Here is a 17,501-nt window from a genome sequence, read left to right as displayed (position 1 = left end):
AAAAGGAGACGGAGCAGGCGCTCCGCGGACAAAAAATGGCAAGACAAGATCAGGCCAACGACCAGTTTTCGCTTACCTCTTTCCTCTATGGCGGTAATGCCGATTATATCGACGCGCTCTATGCCGCCTACGAGGACGATCCCGCTTCGGTCGATCCCGAATGGCAGGACTTCTTCGCGGCGCTGAAGGATGACGCCGGCGACGTGCGCAGGAACGCCAAGGGCGCCTCTTGGGCCAAGCCCTCCTGGCCGATGCAGGCCAATGGCGAGCTGGTCTCTGCGCTGGACGGCAATTGGGGCCTCGTCGAAAAGCACATCGAAAAGAAGGTCAAGGACAGGGCAGCCGGCAACGGCGCGGCGCTTTCCGACGCCGACGTGCATCAGGCGACGCGCGATTCCGTCCGCGCCATCATGATGATCCGCGCCTTCCGCATGCGCGGCCACCTGCACGCCAATCTCGATCCGCTCGGCATTGCCAAGCCGCTCGAGGATTATAACGAGCTGTCGCCGGAGAATTACGGATTCACCGAAGCCGATTACGACCGGCCGATCTTCCTCGACAATGTGCTCGGGCTGGAATTCGGCACCATCCGGCAGATGCTCGACATCCTGACCCGGACCTATTGCTCGACGCTCGGCGTCGAATTCATGCATATTTCCGACCCCGAGGAGAAAGCCTGGATCCAGGCGCGCATCGAGGGCACCGACAAGGAGATCTCCTTCACCGCCGCCGGCAAGAAGGCGATCCTGCAGAAGCTGGTCGAGGCCGAAGGCTTCGAGCAGTTCATCGACGTCAAATACAAGGGCACCAAGCGCTTTGGCCTCGATGGCGGCGAGTCGCTGATCCCGGCGCTGGAGCAGATCATCAAGCGCGGCGGCCAGCTCGGCATGAAGGAGATCGTGCTCGGCATGGCGCATCGCGGCCGGCTGAACGTGCTGTCGCAGGTGATGGCCAAGCCGCACCGCGCCATTTTCCACGAGTTCAAGGGCGGCTCGGCTGCGCCCGACGAGGTCGAAGGCTCGGGCGACGTGAAGTACCATCTCGGTGCCTCGTCGGATCGCGAATTCGACGGCAACAAGGTGCATCTGTCGCTGACCGCCAATCCCTCGCATCTGGAAATCGTCGATCCGGTGGTGATGGGCAAGGCGCGCGCCAAGCAGGACTATCTGTTCGGCCGCAGCCGCGAGGAGATCGTGCCGCTGGAAGAGCGTGCCAAGGTGCTGCCCTTGCTGCTGCATGGCGACGCCGCCTTCGCCGGCCAGGGCGTGATTGCCGAAATCCTCGGCCTGTCCGGCCTGCGCGGCCACCGCGTCGCCGGCACGCTGCATTTCATCATCAACAACCAGATCGGCTTCACCACCAACCCGCGCTTTTCGCGTTCGTCGCCCTATCCGTCCGACGTGGCCAAGATGATCGAGGCGCCGATCTTCCACGTCAACGGCGACGATCCGGAAGCCGTGGTCCATGCCACCAAGGTGGCGATCGAATTCCGCATGAAGTTCCACAAGCCTGTCGTGGTGGACATGTTCTGCTACCGCCGCTTCGGCCACAATGAGGGCGACGAGCCCGCCTTCACCCAGCCGATCATGTATCGCAAGATCCGCAACCAGAAGACGACGGTGCAGATCTATGCCGACCGGCTGATTTCCGAAGGCCACATCACCCAGGCCGAGTTCGAAAAGATGAAGGCCGATTGGCGGGCGCATCTCGAGCAGGAATTCGAGGTCGGCCAGCATTACAAGCCGAACAAGGCCGATTGGCTGGACGGCGCGTGGTCCGGCTTGCGCTCGGCCGACAACCAGGACGAACAGCGGCGCGGCAAGACCGCCGTGCCGGTCAAGACGCTGAAGGAGATCGGCAAGAAACTGACCGAGGTGCCGAAGGATTTCGAGGCGCACAAGACGATCATCCGCTTCCTCGACAATCGCCGCCAGGCGATCGAGTCCGGCGAAGGCATCGACTGGTCGACGGCCGAGGCGCTGGCCTTCGGCGCCATCCTGCTCGACGGCAATCCGATCCGGCTGTCCGGACAGGATTCTGAGCGCGGCACCTTCTCGCAGCGCCATTCCGTGCTCTACGACCAGCGCGACGAGACACGCTATATCCCGCTCAACAATCTGTCGGCGGCGCAGGCCGGCTTCGAGGTCATCAACTCGATGCTTTCGGAAGAGGCCGTGCTCGGCTTCGAATATGGCTACTCGCTGGCCGAGCCGAAGGCGCTGACGCTGTGGGAAGCGCAGTTCGGCGACTTCGCCAACGGCGCCCAGGTGGTGTTCGACCAGTTTATCTCGTCGGGCGAGCGCAAATGGCTCAGAATGTCGGGCCTCGTCTGCCTGCTGCCGCATGGCTATGAAGGCCAGGGGCCCGAGCATTCGTCGGCCCGGCTCGAGCGCTTCCTGCAGCTTTGCGCCGAAGACAACATGCAGGTCGCCAATGTCACGACGCCGGCCAATTACTTCCACATCTTGCGCCGGCAATTGAAGCGGGACTTCCGTAAGCCGCTGATCCTGATGACGCCGAAGTCGCTGCTGCGCCACAAGCGGGCTGTGTCGACCCTCCCGGAAATGTCGGGCGAAAGCGCCTTTCACCGGCTGTTGTGGGATGACGCGCAGCTGCTGTCAGGCCAGGCCATCAAGCTCACCAAGGATTCGAAAATCCGCCGTGTCGTGCTCTGTTCGGGCAAGGTCTATTATGACCTCTACGAAGAGCGCGAGAAGCGCGGCATCAACGACATCTATTTGCTGCGCGTCGAGCAGCTCTATCCGTTCCCGGCCAAGGCGCTGATCACCGAACTGTCGCGCTTCCGTAATGCCGAGATGGTGTGGTGCCAGGAGGAGCCCAAGAACATGGGCGCCTGGTCGTTCATCGACCCGTATCTCGAATGGGTGCTGGCGCATATCGACGCCAAGCATCAGCGGGTGCGCTATACCGGCCGGCCGGCCGCCGCCTCGCCGGCGACCGGATTGATGTCGAAACATCTCGCCCAGCTTGCCGCCTTGCTCGACGACGCGCTTGGTGAATAGAACAGAACCGAAAGAAACGGACAGGCACAATGGCAACCGAAATCCGCGTTCCGACACTTGGTGAATCCGTCACCGAGGCGACCATCGGCAAGTGGTTCAAGAAGGTCGGCGACGCGATCGCCGCCGATGAGCCGCTGGTCGAGCTCGAAACCGACAAGGTGACGGTGGAAGTGCCGGCCGCCGCCGCGGGCACGCTCGCCGAGATCGCCGTCAAGGAAGGCGAAACGGTCGGCGTCGGCGCACTGCTCGGCACGATTTCGGCAGGCGCCGGCGCGGCAGCCAATGCCGCCGCCGCTCCGGCAACGAAGCAGGAGGCGGTGTCGCAGGCCTCGGCTCCGACTGCGGCCTCAAGCGTCAAGCAGGCTGCGGCCGAGACGGCCAAGATTGCCGGCGACGCCGGCGCGATCGAGACGCGCACCATGCCGCCGGCGCCGTCGGCGGCAAAGCTGCTGGCCGAGCACAATCTCGCGGTCGACCAGGTGTCGGGCTCGGGCAAGCGCGGCCAGGTGCTGAAAGGCGACGTGCTCGACCTTATCGCCAGGGGCGCGCCGTCGCAGCCGGCAGAAATGCCCAAGGCCGCGCCTGTACCGGCACCCGTTGCCGCGCGCGCGCCGTCCCCTGCCGACGATGCGTCGCGCGAGGAGCGTGTGCGCATGACCAAGCTGCGCCAGACCATTGCGCGGCGCCTCAAGGAAGCGCAATCGACCGCCGCCATGCTGACCACCTTCAACGAGGTCGACATGAGCGCGGTGATGGCGCTGAGGAGCAAATACAAGGACGTGTTCGAGAGGAAGCATGGCGTGAAGCTCGGCTTCATGGGCTTCTTCACCAAGGCCGTCACCCATGCGCTGAAGGAGATCCCGTCGGTCAATGCCGAGATCGACGGCACCGACATCATCTTCAAGAACTACGCTCATATCGGCGTTGCCGTCGGTACAGAGAAAGGCCTTGTCGTGCCGGTTGTGCGCAATGCCGACCAGATGTCCATCGCCGAAATCGAGAAGGACATCGGCAGGCTGGGGCTTGCGGCGCGCGACGGCAAGCTTTCCGTCGCCGATATGCAAGGCGGCACGTTCACGATTTCCAACGGTGGCGTTTACGGGTCGCTGATGTCGACGCCGATCCTCAATGCGCCGCAGTCCGGCATTCTGGGTATGCACAAGATCCAGGAGCGGCCGGTGGTGGTCGGCGGCCAGATCGTCATCCGGCCGATGATGTATCTGGCGCTGTCCTACGACCACCGCATCGTCGACGGCAAGGAAGCGGTGACCTTCCTGGTGCGGGTCAAGGAAAGCCTGGAGGATCCTGAGCGGCTGGTGCTCGACCTCTAGGGGCGGCCGACGTGGGCCGGAGTATGGATCTGCGCCGCCGGATGAGTTCGTGTCGTTTCCGGTCCGGTTTGTTTGTCACAGTCTGCGCGCTCGGCGTGCAGACGGTCTCCGGGGCCCTCGCCGCCTGCCCGCTCGAACTGGCCGTCTATGGCGATCCTGAAAACGCCGCCGAGATCGATTTCAGGCCGACCATGGAGTCGGCTACCGTCACCAATACCTTCAAGATGGTGCTCGACAACGGCGTCGTGCTCGACGGCATCGTCATGTGGACGGAGGGCGTGGCGCGGCCGCACGGCTCGCTGATGTACAAATGCCCGGCCGGCGACGTCACCGGCGACGAGCTCGCCGCCTGCACCGTGTGGGAGGGCGTCATCTACACTGCCGACGACCAGGGCAATATCGCGTTGCTGCCGGGCGAAGGAAAGGATGCGCCGAAGAAGCTGATCTTGCCGGACTTGGGAGCGTCGTTGCAGATGTCGGCGGCCTATGGCGCCAACGGCTTTTCCAGGGTGCCCTGGGACGTCTTTGCCCTGAAGGGATGTCAGGAATGAGCGCGAGCGGAAAGATCCTGCTGGTGACCGGCGGCAGCCGCGGCATTGGCGCCGCTACATGCAGGCTTGCCGCCAAGGCCGGCTATCGCATTGCGGTCAATTACGCGTCGAATGCAAAAGCCGCCGAAACGGTGGTCGCCGACATCCAGGCTGCTGGCGGAGAAGCCTTCACAGTCAAGGCCGATGTCGGCAGCGAGACGGACGTAGTGGCCATGTTCGAGGCTGTCGATGCCCGTTTCGGTCGGCTCGACGCGCTCGTCAACAATGCCGGCGTGGTCGACCAGAGCGCGCGCGTCGACGAGTTTAGCGCTGCAAGGCTGGAGCGCATGATGCGCATCAATGTGATCGCGCCGATGCTTTGCGCCCGCGAGGCGGTGAAGCGGATGTCGACCAGGCATGGCGGCAAGGGTGGCGCCATCGCCAATGTTTCTTCGATCGCGGCAAGGCTTGGCGGGCCGGGTCAATATGTCGACTACGCCGCCTCGAAGGGCGCGCTCGATTCCTTCACCATCGGGCTTGCCCGCGAAGTGGCCGGCGAAGGCATTCGTGTCAACGCGGTCAGCCCGGGCATCATCGACACCGAAATTCATGCCTCCGGCGGTCAGCCGGATCGCGCCGAGAGAATGCGCAAGGTGGTGCCCATGCAGCGCGTCGGCACCGCCGAGGAAGTCGCAGCCGCAATTCTGTGGCTGCTGTCGGACGAGGCGTCCTACACAACAGGCGCCAATCTGGAAATCGGCGGCGGCCGCTAAAGCAAAAGGGACATTATCATGGCCTATGATGTCGTTATCATCGGATCGGGACCAGGCGGCTATGTCTGCGCCATCAAGGCGGCGCAGCTCGGTCTGAAGACGGCGGTGGTCGAAAAGGACCCGACCTTCGGCGGTACCTGCCTCAACATCGGCTGCATCCCGTCGAAGGCGCTGCTGCATGCGTCCGAGATGTTTGCCGAGGCCGGCCATTCCTTCGAGGCGCTCGGCGTCGAGATCGGCGCGCCCAAGCTCAACCTTGGGAAGATGATGGCACACAAGGATGCGACGGTAACGGCCAACGTCAATGGCGTCGCCTTCCTGTTCAAGAAGAACAAGATCGACAGTTTTCGTGGCACCGGCAAGATAGTTGCGGCCGGCAAGGTGTCGGTGACCTCCGATGACGGCAAGGTCGAGGAGATCGAGACCAAGAACATCGTCATCGCCACCGGCTCCGACGTCGCCGGCATTCCCGGCGTCAAGGTCGATTTCGATGAGAAGGTGATCGTCTCGTCGACCGGCGCGCTGTCGCTGGACAAGGTGCCGGGCCATCTGGTGGTGGTCGGCGGTGGTGTCATCGGTCTGGAGCTCGGCTCGGTATGGGCGCGGCTCGGCGCCAAGGTCACCGTGGTCGAGTTCCTCGACACCATCCTGGGCGGCATGGATGGCGAGGTCTCCAAGCAGTTCCAGCGCCTGCTGTCGAAGCAGGGCTTTGAGTTCAGGCTGGGCGCCAAGGTGACCGGCGTCGCCAAGGCCAGGAAGGGGGCGACGGTTACCTTCGAGCCGGTCAATGGCGGAGCAGCCGAGACGATCGAGGCGGACGCGGTGCTGATTGCGACGGGACGACGGGCCTATTCGGACGCTCTCGGGCTGAAGGAGGCAGGCGTCGACGTCGATGAGCGCGGCCGGGTCAAGACCGACGGTCATCTCAGGACCAACGTGCCCGGCATCTACGCCATCGGCGATGTCATCGCCGGGCCGATGCTTGCACACAAGGCCGAGGACGAGGGCGTGGCGGTGGCCGAAACCATCGCCGGCCAGGCCGGTCATGTGAATTACGACGTGATTCCGAGCGTCGTCTACACCACGCCGGAAATCGCCTCGGTCGGCAAGACCGAAGAAGAATTGAAGAAGGCCGGCATCGACTACAAGGCCGGAAAATTCCCCTTCAGCGCCAATGGACGGGCGCGCGCCATGCTGCACACCGACGGCTTTGTGAAAATCCTGGCCGACAAGGCCAGCGACCGTGTGCTCGGCGTCCACATCGTCGGCTTCGGCGCCGGCGAGATGATCCACGAGGCGGCCGTGCTGATGGAATTTGGCGGCTCGTCGGAGGACCTGGCCCGCACCTGTCACGCCCATCCGACAATGTCGGAAGCGGTAAAGGAGGCGGCACTGGCGACGTTCTTCAAGCCGATCCATATCTGAGCGGTGAATCGCAAACCTTAGAGATTGGCTGAAACGTCCAAAGCCCTCGACGGCTGCTCCCAAAAACAAAACGGCCCGCTTTTCAGCGGGCCGTTCTTATATCAAATCAGCAGTTTGATCACTGAGCCGGGGCAGGTGCTGGTGCTGGTGCCGGGGCCGGGGCTGGCGCAGGGGCCGGAGCGGGTGCAGGCTCTGCCGGAGCGGGAGCCGGAGCGGGTGTTGCCGGAGCTGGCGCAGGAGCCGGTTCGGCTGGTTTCATCGGCTCGGCGGGCGCTGGGGCCGGAGCTGGTGTGCTGGCTGCGGGCGGTTCGGCAGGCGCAGGTGCCTCGCTACGTCTTCCAAAAACATAATAGGCGACAATTGCCAGGATAACGACGACCAGGGCAATCAGCCAGCCGCTGCCGCCGCCGCTTGGCCGCGCGGAGCCCGGCGAGGTGAATGGGTCGTTCGGATTGGGTGTGTTCGCCATAAAAGTGTCCTCCGTGGATGAAAAACATCAAGTAATAGCCATCAACGTACAATCGTTGAATCGGTTTCACATTAGGCGTTGAAAACGCCGAAAACAGGGCAATTCTGATCCGGAATCGCTTGCAGGCATGCATTTCCACCGCAAAATGGGTTCGGTCGAGCCAAAGCGAACCTTTTTCAGTTTCTTGACACGAAGCGCGGCTGGTCCGCCGTCGCGCCGCGAGTAGGGGTTGACCCAGGCGTGGCGATGATTCGGTGTGCAACTCCGGCGTGTTGTTCAGTTGACGGCAGTCACCGTATAGCCGGTCTTGCGGAAACCCTCGACCAAGCCTTGCGCTCCGGGAAGGTGCATGGCGCCGACCGCCATGAAGACATTGCCGTGGGCGAGGATCGGCGCTGCACGATCAACCATCACCCTGTTGCGGCTGGTGATCATGGTCTGCTCGAATTCGGCGTAACCCGATTGGTCGTCGACCTGTTCGGGGACGACAGCCCGAAACAGCGGTACGTACATGCCAGTGTCGCCACGGCGGTAAAGCACGATCATGGTTTCGTTGACGTCGTTCACCTTGTCGCCAAGCTTCAGCGTATCGACCAGCCCCTTCAGGTGAAAGGCGATCGGCAGCGAAGCCATGGCGCGCAGCTGGTCGGCGATTGTCTCCAGTCCCTCGACTGATTTGCCTGCAGCCTCGGCGTCCTTGGCAAGCTTGACGTCGAGCACCGGCGCGCCGCCAGCCTGGCGGGCGACTTCGCATGCTGGTAGCGCCACCATCGCCGACAGCAACCAAGGTTTCATCTTGGCGACGGTCGCTGGCGGGATGCCACGCGCGTCGAGCGCCTTGTCGACCACCGCCGCATCCTCCGGCGACAGCAGCGATGAAAGCGTCGTCTTGTCGGTGAACATCATCAGATCCGGCTCTTTCAGCAATGCTGCCATCATCTTCTGCTTGTCGAGCACTTCGGTGGTCTCGATGATGACGGTGCCAGCTGCATCGAACGCCTTCTGCGCGGCGGGTGGCAGCGTGGTGACGCGCGGGTCGGTAAGGTGCATGGTGCCGAACAGGAAGGACGGTTTTTCGCCTGATTTTTCGAGCTTCCACAGCAAGCCCTTGCCGTTCGGTGTTGCTGCCGCGTCCGCCTCGATCTTGCGGTAGCCAGCCGGGTCGTTCTTTTGCAGCGCGCTCAGCATATCGGTACCGGCGCAGACCGGGGTCTCGGCGCGTGCCTTGGCCGCGGCGAGCAGCGCGATGATGAGGAAGGAGAGGAAAAACAGGGCGTTGAGCGCGACGAGCAGCTTCAGCGACACTTGGGTCGCGCGGTCGGCGATGGCGATGAGGCGTTTCATGCTGCGCTTGTAGGCGCAAAAAGCGGCAAAACGGTTAATCGGCGCATCAAAATTGTTGCGAGATCGTCACCGATTCAAGCGTCCGTCACGCACGAGGATGAGCTGCTTCGTAAATCTCGAGCAGCCTCGCGGTGTCGACGCCGGTGTATATCTGGGTTGTCGACAGGCTGGCGTGGCCGAGCAACTCCTGGATGGTGCGCAGGTCGCCGCCGCGCCCAAGCAGATGCGTGGCGAAAGAATGGCGCAGCGCATGCGGCGTCGCGGTGTCGGGCAGGTTGAGCGCCGAGCGCAGCTTGGCCATGTCGCGCTGGACGATCGCCGGGTTGAGCGGGCCGCCGCGGGCACCGCGAAACAGCAGGCCCTTGGGATCGAGATGCCAGGGGCAGAGGCGGCGGTATTCGGCAATCGCCCGCAGCGCCACCGGCAGCACCGGCACCAGCCGCGTCTTGCCGCCCTTGCCGGTGACGCGCAGCACAGTATCACCAGGTGAGGACAGATCGGCGCCCGACAGGCCGAGCGCCTCGGAGATCCGCAAGCCGGACCCATAAAGCAGAGTCAGCACGGCGGCGTTGCGCGCGGCAATCCACGGCTCCTCCGCCAGTTGGCCTTCCACCGAGACGACGTGTTTTGCATCGCTTGCGGTCAGCGGCTTGGGCAGCGATTTCGGCTGCCGCGGTGCGCGCAAGGCTGCCGCACCTGCCGCATTGGCGAGGCCGCGCCGTTCCAGGAAACGCAGCAGCGAGCGGATGCCGGCCAGCCCGCGCCCGAGCGTGCGGGCGCCGGCGCCCTCGGCACGGCGGGCAGCGAGAAAGCCGCGCAGATCGGCTGGGCGCAGATCGGCGATGTCTGAAATACCGGGCGAGCCGCCGCAATGGCCGGTCAGGAAATGCAGGAACTGGCGCGTGTCGCGCTCATAGGCCTCGACGGTTTCGGGCGACAGCCGGCGTTCGCGCGCCAGCATCTTCAGCCAGGCCTCGCGCGCCGCCTGAAGATCGGGTTTTGCCGGTATGAGGAATTCCTGCATTGCGCTCTTCCAGTTCCCGGCCATCTTCCGGCATGCGGGTTAGTAAGCGGTGAAGAGCGGCATCATTGAAATGACGATGGGCTGGGGTTAGAGCAAGGCAAAGGATTTTCCGCAGATGAGCAAACCGCAAAACCCCGTCCAGATGGCCGTAATCGGTGCCGCGCACGGCATCAAGGGCGAATTGCGCGTCAAGAGCTTTACCGGCGACCCGCTGGCGCTGGCCGATTACGGTCCGCTCTACGCCAGGGATGGCCGCGCCTTCCAGATCGTCGACATCAGGCCTGCCAACACCGTCGTGGTGGTGCGCTTCAAAGGCGTCAACGATCGCAATGCCGCCGAGGCGCTTGCCGGCACCGAATTGTTTGTCGACCGTTCGGTGTTGCCTGATGAGGGCGAAGAGGACGAATTCTACCACGCCGATCTCGTCGGGCTGGAGGTCAAGGACGACACCGGTGCCATTATCGGCAAGGTCGTCGCCGTGCATAATTTTGGCGGCGGCGACATTCTCGACGTGACGCTGGCGGGGCGCAAAGGCGTGCTTATCCCGTTCACGCAGGCCGCTGTTCCGGAAGTGTCGATCGCCGGCGGCTTTGTCCGCATCGATCCGGCTGCGGCAGGGTTGGTCGAGGACGAGGACGGAGAGTCTGCCGAGCGCGACAGCTTCGACCCCAAGGGCAGGCCGCGCGGGCCGAGGGACGCCGGAGGCAACCGGTGAGTTTTTCGGCTTCGGTGCTGACGCTCTATCCCGAGATGTTTCCCGGCGCGCTTGGCCTGTCGCTGGCCGGCCGCGCGCTCGAGACCGGCATTTGGTCGCTCCAAACGATCCAGATCCGCGACTTTGCCCGCGATCGTCACCGGACCGTGGACGACACGCCGGCCGGCGGCGGCGCCGGCATGGTGATGCGGGCAGACGTGCTGGCCAGCGCTATCGACCATGCCTCGCCGGCAGGCGATCCACGTCCGCGCCTGCTGATGAGCCCTCGCGGCAAGCCGCTGACACAGCGCCGTGTGCGTGAGCTCGCCGCCGGGCCGGGTGCGGTGATCGTCTGCGGCCGCTTCGAAGGCGTCGACCAGCGGGTCATCGAATCGCGAGGCCTCGAGGAAGTCTCGATCGGCGATTTCATCCTGTCCGGCGGCGAGCCGGCGGCACTCGTGCTGCTCGACGCCGTGGTGCGCCTGCTACCCGGCGTGATGGGCAATGCGGTATCGGGCGAGGAAGAGAGCTTTGAAAACGGCCTGCTCGAACATCCGCATTATACGCGGCCGCAGGAATTCGAGGGCCGGCCGATTCCCGAAGTGTTGATTTCGGGCAATCACAGCAAGATCGCGGCGTGGCGGCGGGCCGAAGCGGAGAGGCTGACGAAGGAGCGACGGCCGGATCTTTTAGCCGCTCAGCCCTTATCGAAATAGTAGAAGGCCAGGAACAGGCCGACGGCAATGACGAAGCCGCGCACCGCGTTCTGCGGCACGCGCCTGGCGATCCAGACGCCGGCATAGCCGCCGAGCGCGCCACCCGGGATCATGATGATCGCCTGCAGCCAGGCGATGACGCCGCCAGAGACGAAGACCAGGATGGCAACCGCAGCGATGACCACGGCCAGCATGTTCTTCAATGCGTTCAGCCGATGATAATCGCCGGACTGGGTTAGACCGAGCGTCGCCAGCATCATGACGCCCATGCCGGCGCCGAAGAAGCCGCCATAGACGGCGGTGGCGAACTGCGCCAGCGACCCGACCAGCGACCCCACCGCGGCCTCATGCTCCGGCTTGGGCGCCGGCTTCAGCCATGGTCCGGCAGCGAACAACGCTGTTGCCGCCAGCAGCAGCCACGGCACCAAGGCGCGGAACGACGGGTTGTCGAGGCCTAGAAGGATGAGCGCGCCAGACAGCGCACCGAGAGCCGAAATGAGGCTGAGCAGCAGTGCGCCGCGCCAGAAATGCTTGATGTCGTGCCAATAGGCCAGCGTCGAGGTGATATAGCCAGGAAATTGCGTCACCGACGATGTCGCGTTGGCGACGATCGGCGGCAGGCCGGCCAGGGTCATGGCGCCAAAGGTTATGAACGTGCCGCCGCCGGCAACGGCGTTGACCGCACCTGATAGAAAGCCGGCGAGAAAGAGCAGGACCGCGTCCAAGATTGGCATGAGGGGTGTCGTCGCTGGAGGAAAAATGCTTATCTTCCGGCTTAGAAAGCTTGACGCGCGGGCGCAACCCCCTGGACCACAAGCGATCACGGGATTGCCACAGCGGCGCCAGCCAAAAAGAAGCAGCGCCAAAAAAGAGCCAGCGAAGGCGTGACAAAGCGCCGAAATAGCTGTATGTGCGCGCCGAACCGGAAGAAAATTCTCCCGGACCCGTCAACAGTGACGGTGTAGTCGCCCCTGCCCGATGTTCTCGAACAGAAGTTCTCGAACGAAGGGCATAGCCGAGCGGTCGATGCGACTGCAAGGCGAGTGTCGGACGCTCTGACTGTCGGAAGAACAAGAAGTGGATTATTGAGATGGACATCCTCCGTCAGCTCGAGGCCGAGCAGGCCGCCAAGATCGAAGCCAAGCGCAAGCTTCCCGAATTCCAGCCCGGCGACACCGTGCGCGTCCAGGTCCGTGTGACCGAAGGCACCCGCACCCGCGTCCAGGCCTATGAGGGTGTCGTTATCGCCCGCGCCGGTGCCGGCTTCCAGGAAAATTTCACCGTCCGCAAGATCTCCTACGGCGAAGGCGTGGAGCGGGTGTTCCCCGTCTATTCGCCGATGGTCGAGGGCGTCGAGATCGTGCGCCGCGGCAAGGTGCGTCGCGCCAAGCTTTATTATCTGCGCGATCGTCGCGGCAAATCGGCGCGTATTTCGGAAAACACCGGCGTGCGCGCCCGCAAGCTCAACGACGAAGAGCGCGATGCGCTGAACGCCGAGAAGGCGCGCATCGAGGCCGAGAAGGTGGCGGCCGCCCAGGCGCTGGCCGCCGAGAAGGCCGCGCAGGACGCCGCCGAGAAGAAGGCCGCCGACGAGGCCGCCAAGGCCGCGGAAGCAGCTGCCGCCGAATAAGGCGTCGTCAAAACCCATGGTTTCGGAAAGGCGGCTTCGGCCGCCTTTTTGTTTCGCCAGGTGGATTCGATTTTGCCGGTCCGCAATCGATACGGATCGTTCCGTAATGCCGCTATTGAAAGCATTGGAAACTCATTTTCGTGCCGAGCGGCGCATCGGAGCGGCTTGCAAGGCGCCTGCGGAAAGTTAAAGTCGGCGCCGGATTTCCTGCATGCCTCGGTCGATCGAGGCGGTTCAGTTCCTGGGGAGCGTGTCATGACCAAATCGAAACTGCTGCTGGCCGGCCTGCTGGCTTGCCTTCTCGTGCCCATCGCGGCCCTGGCGCAGGCGCTGCCCGATCTTGGCGGCAGGAAAGTGGTGGTGGTGACCGAAAACGCCTATCCGCCGCTGCAGTTCATCGATGCCAAGACCGGTAAGCAGATCGGTTGGGAATATGACGCGATGAACGAGATCGCCAAACGGCTGAACTTCAAGGTCGAGTATCAGAACACCTCGTGGGACGCGATGATCCAGGCGGTTTCCGACAATCAATACAACATCGGCATGACCGGCATCACCATCAAGGACGACCGCAAGCAGAAGGTCGATTTCTCCGATCCCTATATGCGCTCGGAACAGTTCATGCTGGTGCGCGGCGACGAGAAACGCTTCACCGATGCCAAGACGTTCGCTGCCTTCAAGGACGGGCTGATCGGTGCGCAGGCCGGCACCACGCCGTTCTACACCGCCGTCTACAGCGTGCTCGACGGCAATGAGCAGAACCCGCGCATAAAGCTGTTCGAGACATTCGGCGCGACGGTGCAGGCGCTGAAGGCCGGCGACGTCGATGTCGTGCTCACCGACGGCACTGCCGGCAAGGGCTATGTCGATGCGTCCAATGGCGGGCTGAAGCTGATCGGCGGGCCGCTCGGCACCGAGGATTTCGGCTTCATCTTCCCCAAGGGCTCCGACCTGGTGAAGCCGGTCAACGCGGCGATCGCCGCGCTCAAGGCCGACGGCACGCTCGACGCGCTCAACAAGAAGTGGTTCCTCGACTACAAGATGGGGCAGTAGGCCCGCTTGTTGCGCGCATTTCATGACGATTGTGCGCGGGAACTCGCGCTGACTCTGCGCTCGTACACCCCCCTCTGGCCTACCGGCCATCTCCCCCGCAAGGGGGGAGATCGGATTTCGCATCGGTTTTCGCTAACTTTCAGTGTTGCAGAACGGGCGGCGAGGTCAAAGCTGCCGATCTCCCCCCTTGAGGGGGAGATGGCCGGCAGGCCAGAGGGGGGTGTGACAGAACGCTGCCTTCGTGACTCTGTCACCGGTACCGCTTGATGCCGTCGCCGCCTCTCGCCTCGGCCAAATCCGACTTCCCGTGGTGGCTTGCCGTGGCCGTGGCGATCGCCTTGGCCGCCGCCGTCTTCATCGTTGCCAGCGACCTCTATGCCCAGGTCTTCGCAACCGTCGCCAAGGGCATCGGCGTCACCATCTTCGTCACCGTGGTCGCTTTTGCGCTGGCTTGCGCGATCGGGCTCGGCGTCGCGCTGATGGGCCTGTCGGGCTCACGCTGGCTCAGCCAGATCGCCCGCTTCTACGTCGAGATCATCCGCGGCGTACCGATGCTGGTGCTGTTGTTCTGGATCGCCTTTGCCGGCGCGCCGGCCTTCGTCGCGGCGTGGAACGCGCTGACGGCGCCGCTGCAAAGCGCCGGCCTCTTCGGTGAGCTGCTGGTACGCGACGTCTCGCTTTTATGGCGCGCCGTCATGGCGCTGACCATCGGCTATTCCGCCTTCATCTCGGAGGTGTTCCGCGCCGGCATCCAGGCGGTCGAGAAGGGCCAGATCGAGGCGGCGAAGGCGCTCGGGCTGACGCGCACGCAGCGCTTCCGGCTGGTCGTCTTTCCGCAGGCGATCCGCACCATCCTGCCGCCGCTCGGCAATGATTTCGTCGCCATGGTCAAGGATTCCTCGCTGGTCTCGGTGCTCGGCGTCGCTGACATCACCCAGATGGGCAAGATCTACGCCGCCGGCTCGTTCCGCTTCTTCGAAACCTATTCGATCGTCGCCTATATCTATCTCATCCTGACCGTCGGCCTGTCGCTGGCCATGCGGGCGCTGGAGAAGCGGCTGCGCCACCAGCACGGGGAATAGAAGGCAGGCGAAAACGGCGCTACCATCGAGCGGACGCGACCGGGGAGGACCCATGATCATCGACAAGGCCAATGCGGCGCTTGAAGCGGTCTACACGGCCGACACGCCTGAGGCGCTCGCCAAGGCCTATGCGCAATGGGCCGCGACCTATGACGGCGAAACCGCGGCGCTCGGCTATCTCCTGCCGTCCCTGATCACCGCCTGGGTGGCGCGCTACGTGCCGCCGGGCGAAGGACCGCTGCTCGACGCCGGCTGCGGCACCGGCCTGTCGGGGCCGTCGCTCAAGGCGCTCGGCTACCACGACATTGCCGGCCTCGACCTGTCGCAGGACATGCTGAAAATCGCCGGCGGCCGGCAGGCCTACAGCGAGCTGAAACAGGCGATACTCGGCGGGCCATTGCCCTGGCCGGACGGCTATTTCCGCGCCTTTTTCTCGACCGGCGTGTTCACCATCAGCCACGCGCCGGCGTCGGGGCTGCATGAGCTGGTACGCATCACCCGGAAGGGCGGCCACGCCATCTTTACGGTCCGTGACCAGGTATTTGAAAGCAGCGGGTTCAAGGCCGTGTTTGGCGAATTGGAGCAGGCGAAAAAATGGCGGCCGGTCGAGGAGAGCCCATGGTTCCGCTGCTACGCGATCGCCGAGCCCAATGCGCTGGTGAAGACCTTCGTGTTCGAGGTGCTGTGAAGCGCCTGCGAAGGCAGACGCGATTGCTGAAAAGCCAAAACATTGATATGAGCAGCGCCATGGAAGAGCTTTTTGGCGATCCGGCCTATAAAGGTTTCGTGCTGCAGGACAGGAAACGCCTGCCGTCGCGATTTTCCGCGCGCGTCTGCGGGGCGCTGACCAGCCGACTTCGCTAGGGCGGACTCGCCAGGCTGTTTCGCCGGGGCCGACCGGCGTCCTTTTCCCTTTTTAAATCGACGGATTTACGCACATGAGCGCACCGCGCACCCTCTACGACAAGATTTTCGACGACCATGTCGTCGACCGCCAGGACGACGGCACCTGCCTGCTCTATATCGACCGCCACCTCGTCCATGAAGTCACCAGCCCGCAGGCTTTCGAAGGCCTGCGCATGACCGGCCGCAAGGTTCGGCATCCGGAAAAGACGCTGGCTGTCGTCGACCACAACGTGTCGACCTCGCCGGAGCGAAAGTTCGGCATCAAGAACGAGGAAAGCCGCATCCAGGTCGAGGCGCTGGCCAAAAACGCCAAGGATTTCGGTATCGAATATTATTCCGAGAAGGATATCCGCCAGGGCATCGTCCACATCATCGGTCCCGAGCAGGGCTTCACGCTGCCCGGCATGACCATCGTCTGCGGCGACAGCCATACCTCGACGCATGGCGCGTTCGGGGCGCTGGCGCACGGCATCGGCACCTCGGAAGTCGAGCATGTGCTGGCGACGCAGACGCTGATCCAGCGCAAGGCCAAGAACATGCTGGTGCGCGTCGACGGCGCACTGCCGGAAGGCGTCACCGCCAAGGACATCATCCTCGCCATCATCGGCGAGATCGGCACAGCCGGCGGCACCGGCTATGTCATCGAATATGCCGGCGAGGCAATCCGTGCGCTGTCGATGGAAGGCCGCATGACGATCTGCAACATGTCGATCGAAGCCGGCGCGCGCGCCGGCCTGATCGCGCCGGACGAGACCACCTTCGCCTATGTCAAGGACAAGCCGCGCGCCCCCAAGGGCGAAGCCTGGGATGCCGCGCTCGCCTATTGGAAGACGCTGCAGTCCGACGAAGGCGCGCATTTCGACAAAGTCGTCGTGCTCGACGCGGCAAAGCTGCCGCCGATCGTCTCCTGGGGCTCCTCGCCCGAGGACGTGGTCTCGGTGCAAGGCATCGTGCCGAACCCGGACGACATCACCGACGAGAACAAGCGCACGTCCAAGCAGCGTGCACTCGACTATATGGGCCTGACACCGGGCACCAAGATCACCGATATCGAACTTGACCGCGTCTTCATCGGCTCCTGTACCAATGGCCGCATCGAGGATCTGCGCGCCGCCGCCAAGGTGATCGAAGGCAAGAAGGTCAATCCACGGGTCAGCGCGATGATCGTGCCGGGCTCCGGCCTGGTCAAGGAACAGGCCGAGGCCGAAGGCCTCGACAAGATCTTTGTCGCGGCCGGCTTCGACTGGCGCGAGCCGGGCTGCTCAATGTGCCTTGCCATGAACGACGACCGGCTGAAGCCGCATGAGCGCTGCGCCTCGACCTCGAACCGCAATTTTGAAGGGCGCCAAGGCTTCAAGGGCCGCACCCATCTGGTGTCGCCGGCAATGGCGGCGGCGGCGGCAATTGCCGGCCATTTCGTCGACATCCGCGAGTGGAAATAGCGCAGGGCGCGCCCTGTCGGATATGAGAGTGCCCGAGCCGCAATGCGGTTCGGGCATTC

The 17,501-nt window shown here is 63.8% G+C and carries 16 protein-coding genes; 13 read left to right on the top strand and 3 right to left on the bottom strand.

Going from position 1 to position 17,501, the window contains the following annotated elements; translation table 11 throughout:
• Positions 1 to 35: 35 nt before the first annotated feature.
• Genes NMG46_RS11975 through NMG46_RS11950 form a run of 6 tightly spaced genes read left to right on the top strand, consistent with a single transcriptional unit; the run spans position 36 to position 7,454 of the window.
• Complete coding sequence (locus NMG46_RS11975) at positions 36 to 3,023, top strand: 2-oxoglutarate dehydrogenase E1 component (protein WP_254817845.1); 2,988 nt, start codon at positions 36 to 38, stop codon at positions 3,021 to 3,023.
• A gap of 29 nt (positions 3,024 to 3,052) precedes the next feature.
• Complete coding sequence (gene odhB, locus NMG46_RS11970) at positions 3,053 to 4,354, top strand: 2-oxoglutarate dehydrogenase complex dihydrolipoyllysine-residue succinyltransferase (protein WP_254817844.1); 1,302 nt, start codon at positions 3,053 to 3,055, stop codon at positions 4,352 to 4,354.
• A gap of 41 nt (positions 4,355 to 4,395) precedes the next feature.
• The gene (locus tag NMG46_RS11965) at positions 4,396 to 4,905 is read left to right on the top strand and encodes a hypothetical protein (RefSeq protein ID WP_254817843.1); all 510 of its coding nucleotides are present in this window, start codon (positions 4,396 to 4,398) and stop codon (positions 4,903 to 4,905) included.
• Positions 4,902 to 5,657: an SDR family oxidoreductase gene (locus NMG46_RS11960; RefSeq protein WP_254817842.1), complete on the top strand. Its 756-nt coding sequence runs from the start codon at positions 4,902 to 4,904 to the stop codon at positions 5,655 to 5,657. The genes NMG46_RS11965 and NMG46_RS11960 overlap by 4 nt, the downstream gene beginning before the upstream one ends.
• 18 nt (positions 5,658 to 5,675) lie before the next feature.
• Entirely contained in the window at positions 5,676 to 7,082 is a 1,407-nt protein-coding gene (lpdA, locus tag NMG46_RS11955) for a dihydrolipoyl dehydrogenase (protein ID WP_254817841.1), read from the top strand.
• Positions 7,083 to 7,106: 24 nt separating this feature from the next.
• Positions 7,107 to 7,454: a hypothetical protein gene (locus NMG46_RS11950; protein ID WP_254817840.1), complete on the top strand. Its 348-nt coding sequence runs from the start codon at positions 7,107 to 7,109 to the stop codon at positions 7,452 to 7,454.
• Positions 7,455 to 7,827: 373 nt separating this feature from the next.
• On the opposite strand, the gene NMG46_RS11945 is transcribed toward NMG46_RS11950, so the two are convergent.
• Both NMG46_RS11945 and NMG46_RS11940 read right to left on the bottom strand, forming a co-directional pair.
• Complete coding sequence (locus NMG46_RS11945; protein WP_254817839.1) at positions 7,828 to 8,895, bottom strand: TraB/GumN family protein; 1,068 nt, start codon at positions 8,893 to 8,895, stop codon at positions 7,828 to 7,830.
• An 85-nt stretch (positions 8,896 to 8,980) separates the two neighbouring features.
• Positions 8,981 to 9,919: a tyrosine recombinase XerC gene (locus tag NMG46_RS11940; RefSeq protein WP_254817838.1), complete on the bottom strand. Its 939-nt coding sequence runs from the start codon at positions 9,917 to 9,919 to the stop codon at positions 8,981 to 8,983.
• Between the two features lie 115 nt (positions 9,920 to 10,034).
• Between NMG46_RS11940 and rimM the strand changes: the two genes are divergently transcribed.
• Both rimM and trmD read left to right on the top strand, forming a co-directional pair.
• Positions 10,035 to 10,634 carry a ribosome maturation factor RimM gene (gene rimM / locus NMG46_RS11935; RefSeq protein WP_254817837.1) on the top strand — a complete coding sequence of 200 codons (600 nt, stop codon included), beginning with the start codon at positions 10,035 to 10,037 and terminating at the stop codon, positions 10,632 to 10,634.
• The gene (gene trmD / locus NMG46_RS11930) at positions 10,631 to 11,329 is read left to right on the top strand and encodes a tRNA (guanosine(37)-N1)-methyltransferase TrmD (RefSeq protein WP_254817836.1); all 699 of its coding nucleotides are present in this window, start codon (positions 10,631 to 10,633) and stop codon (positions 11,327 to 11,329) included. The genes rimM and trmD overlap by 4 nt, the downstream gene beginning before the upstream one ends.
• Here trmD and NMG46_RS11925 read toward each other — a convergent pair.
• Complete coding sequence (locus tag NMG46_RS11925) at positions 11,311 to 12,063, bottom strand: sulfite exporter TauE/SafE family protein (RefSeq protein WP_023679781.1); 753 nt, start codon at positions 12,061 to 12,063, stop codon at positions 11,311 to 11,313. The genes trmD and NMG46_RS11925 overlap by 19 nt on opposite strands.
• Before the next feature lie 356 nt (positions 12,064 to 12,419).
• On the opposite strand from NMG46_RS11925, the gene rplS reads away from it, so the two are divergent.
• From rplS to leuC, 5 genes are all read left to right on the top strand, one after another.
• Entirely contained in the window at positions 12,420 to 12,959 is a 540-nt protein-coding gene (gene rplS, locus NMG46_RS11920) for a 50S ribosomal protein L19 (protein ID WP_254817835.1), read from the top strand.
• A 255-nt stretch (positions 12,960 to 13,214) separates the two neighbouring features.
• Complete coding sequence (locus NMG46_RS11915) at positions 13,215 to 14,012, top strand: transporter substrate-binding domain-containing protein (RefSeq protein WP_254817834.1); 798 nt, start codon at positions 13,215 to 13,217, stop codon at positions 14,010 to 14,012.
• Positions 14,013 to 14,278: 266 nt separating this feature from the next.
• A complete protein-coding gene (locus NMG46_RS11910; protein ID WP_254817833.1) occupies positions 14,279 to 15,094 on the top strand; it encodes an amino acid ABC transporter permease in 816 nt (271 codons plus the stop codon).
• Positions 15,095 to 15,146: 52 nt separating this feature from the next.
• Entirely contained in the window at positions 15,147 to 15,782 is a 636-nt protein-coding gene (locus NMG46_RS11905; RefSeq protein WP_254817832.1) for a class I SAM-dependent methyltransferase, read from the top strand.
• Positions 15,783 to 16,032: 250 nt separating this feature from the next.
• Positions 16,033 to 17,442, top strand: coding sequence for a 3-isopropylmalate dehydratase large subunit (leuC, locus tag NMG46_RS11900; RefSeq protein ID WP_023722709.1), 1,410 nt, complete (start codon positions 16,033 to 16,035; stop codon positions 17,440 to 17,442).
• Positions 17,443 to 17,501: the final 59 nt, after the last annotated feature.

Origin of the sequence: Mesorhizobium sp. LMG 17147 (assembly GCF_024297145.1) — a bacterium.
Lineage (GTDB): Bacteria > Pseudomonadota > Alphaproteobacteria > Rhizobiales > Rhizobiaceae > Mesorhizobium.
Note: the sequence above shows the minus strand (reverse complement) of the source record. Positions and strands in the feature narration are given on the sequence as shown.

What these genes read in the sequence shown, in the direction of transcription:
- NMG46_RS11975 (WP_254817845.1), top strand. Translation starts at nt 36, where the DNA reads ATGGCAAGACAAGATCAGGCCAACGACCAGTTTTCGCTTACCTCTTTC.
- odhB (WP_254817844.1), top strand. Translation starts at nt 3,053, where the DNA reads ATGGCAACCGAAATCCGCGTTCCGACACTTGGTGAATCCGTCACCGAG.
- NMG46_RS11965 (WP_254817843.1), top strand. Translation starts at nt 4,396, where the DNA reads ATGAGTTCGTGTCGTTTCCGGTCCGGTTTGTTTGTCACAGTCTGCGCG.
- NMG46_RS11960 (WP_254817842.1), top strand. Translation starts at nt 4,902, where the DNA reads ATGAGCGCGAGCGGAAAGATCCTGCTGGTGACCGGCGGCAGCCGCGGC.
- lpdA (WP_254817841.1), top strand. Translation starts at nt 5,676, where the DNA reads ATGGCCTATGATGTCGTTATCATCGGATCGGGACCAGGCGGCTATGTC.
- NMG46_RS11945 (WP_254817839.1), bottom strand. Translation starts at nt 8,895, where the DNA reads ATGAAACGCCTCATCGCCATCGCCGACCGCGCGACCCAAGTGTCGCTG.
- NMG46_RS11940 (WP_254817838.1), bottom strand. Translation starts at nt 9,919, where the DNA reads ATGCAGGAATTCCTCATACCGGCAAAACCCGATCTTCAGGCGGCGCGC.
- rimM (WP_254817837.1), top strand. Translation starts at nt 10,035, where the DNA reads ATGAGCAAACCGCAAAACCCCGTCCAGATGGCCGTAATCGGTGCCGCG.
- NMG46_RS11925 (WP_023679781.1), bottom strand. Translation starts at nt 12,063, where the DNA reads ATGCCAATCTTGGACGCGGTCCTGCTCTTTCTCGCCGGCTTTCTATCA.
- rplS (WP_254817835.1), top strand. Translation starts at nt 12,420, where the DNA reads ATGGACATCCTCCGTCAGCTCGAGGCCGAGCAGGCCGCCAAGATCGAA.
- NMG46_RS11915 (WP_254817834.1), top strand. Translation starts at nt 13,215, where the DNA reads ATGACCAAATCGAAACTGCTGCTGGCCGGCCTGCTGGCTTGCCTTCTC.
- NMG46_RS11910 (WP_254817833.1), top strand. Translation starts at nt 14,279, where the DNA reads ATGCCGTCGCCGCCTCTCGCCTCGGCCAAATCCGACTTCCCGTGGTGG.
- NMG46_RS11905 (WP_254817832.1), top strand. Translation starts at nt 15,147, where the DNA reads ATGATCATCGACAAGGCCAATGCGGCGCTTGAAGCGGTCTACACGGCC.
- leuC (WP_023722709.1), top strand. Translation starts at nt 16,033, where the DNA reads ATGAGCGCACCGCGCACCCTCTACGACAAGATTTTCGACGACCATGTC.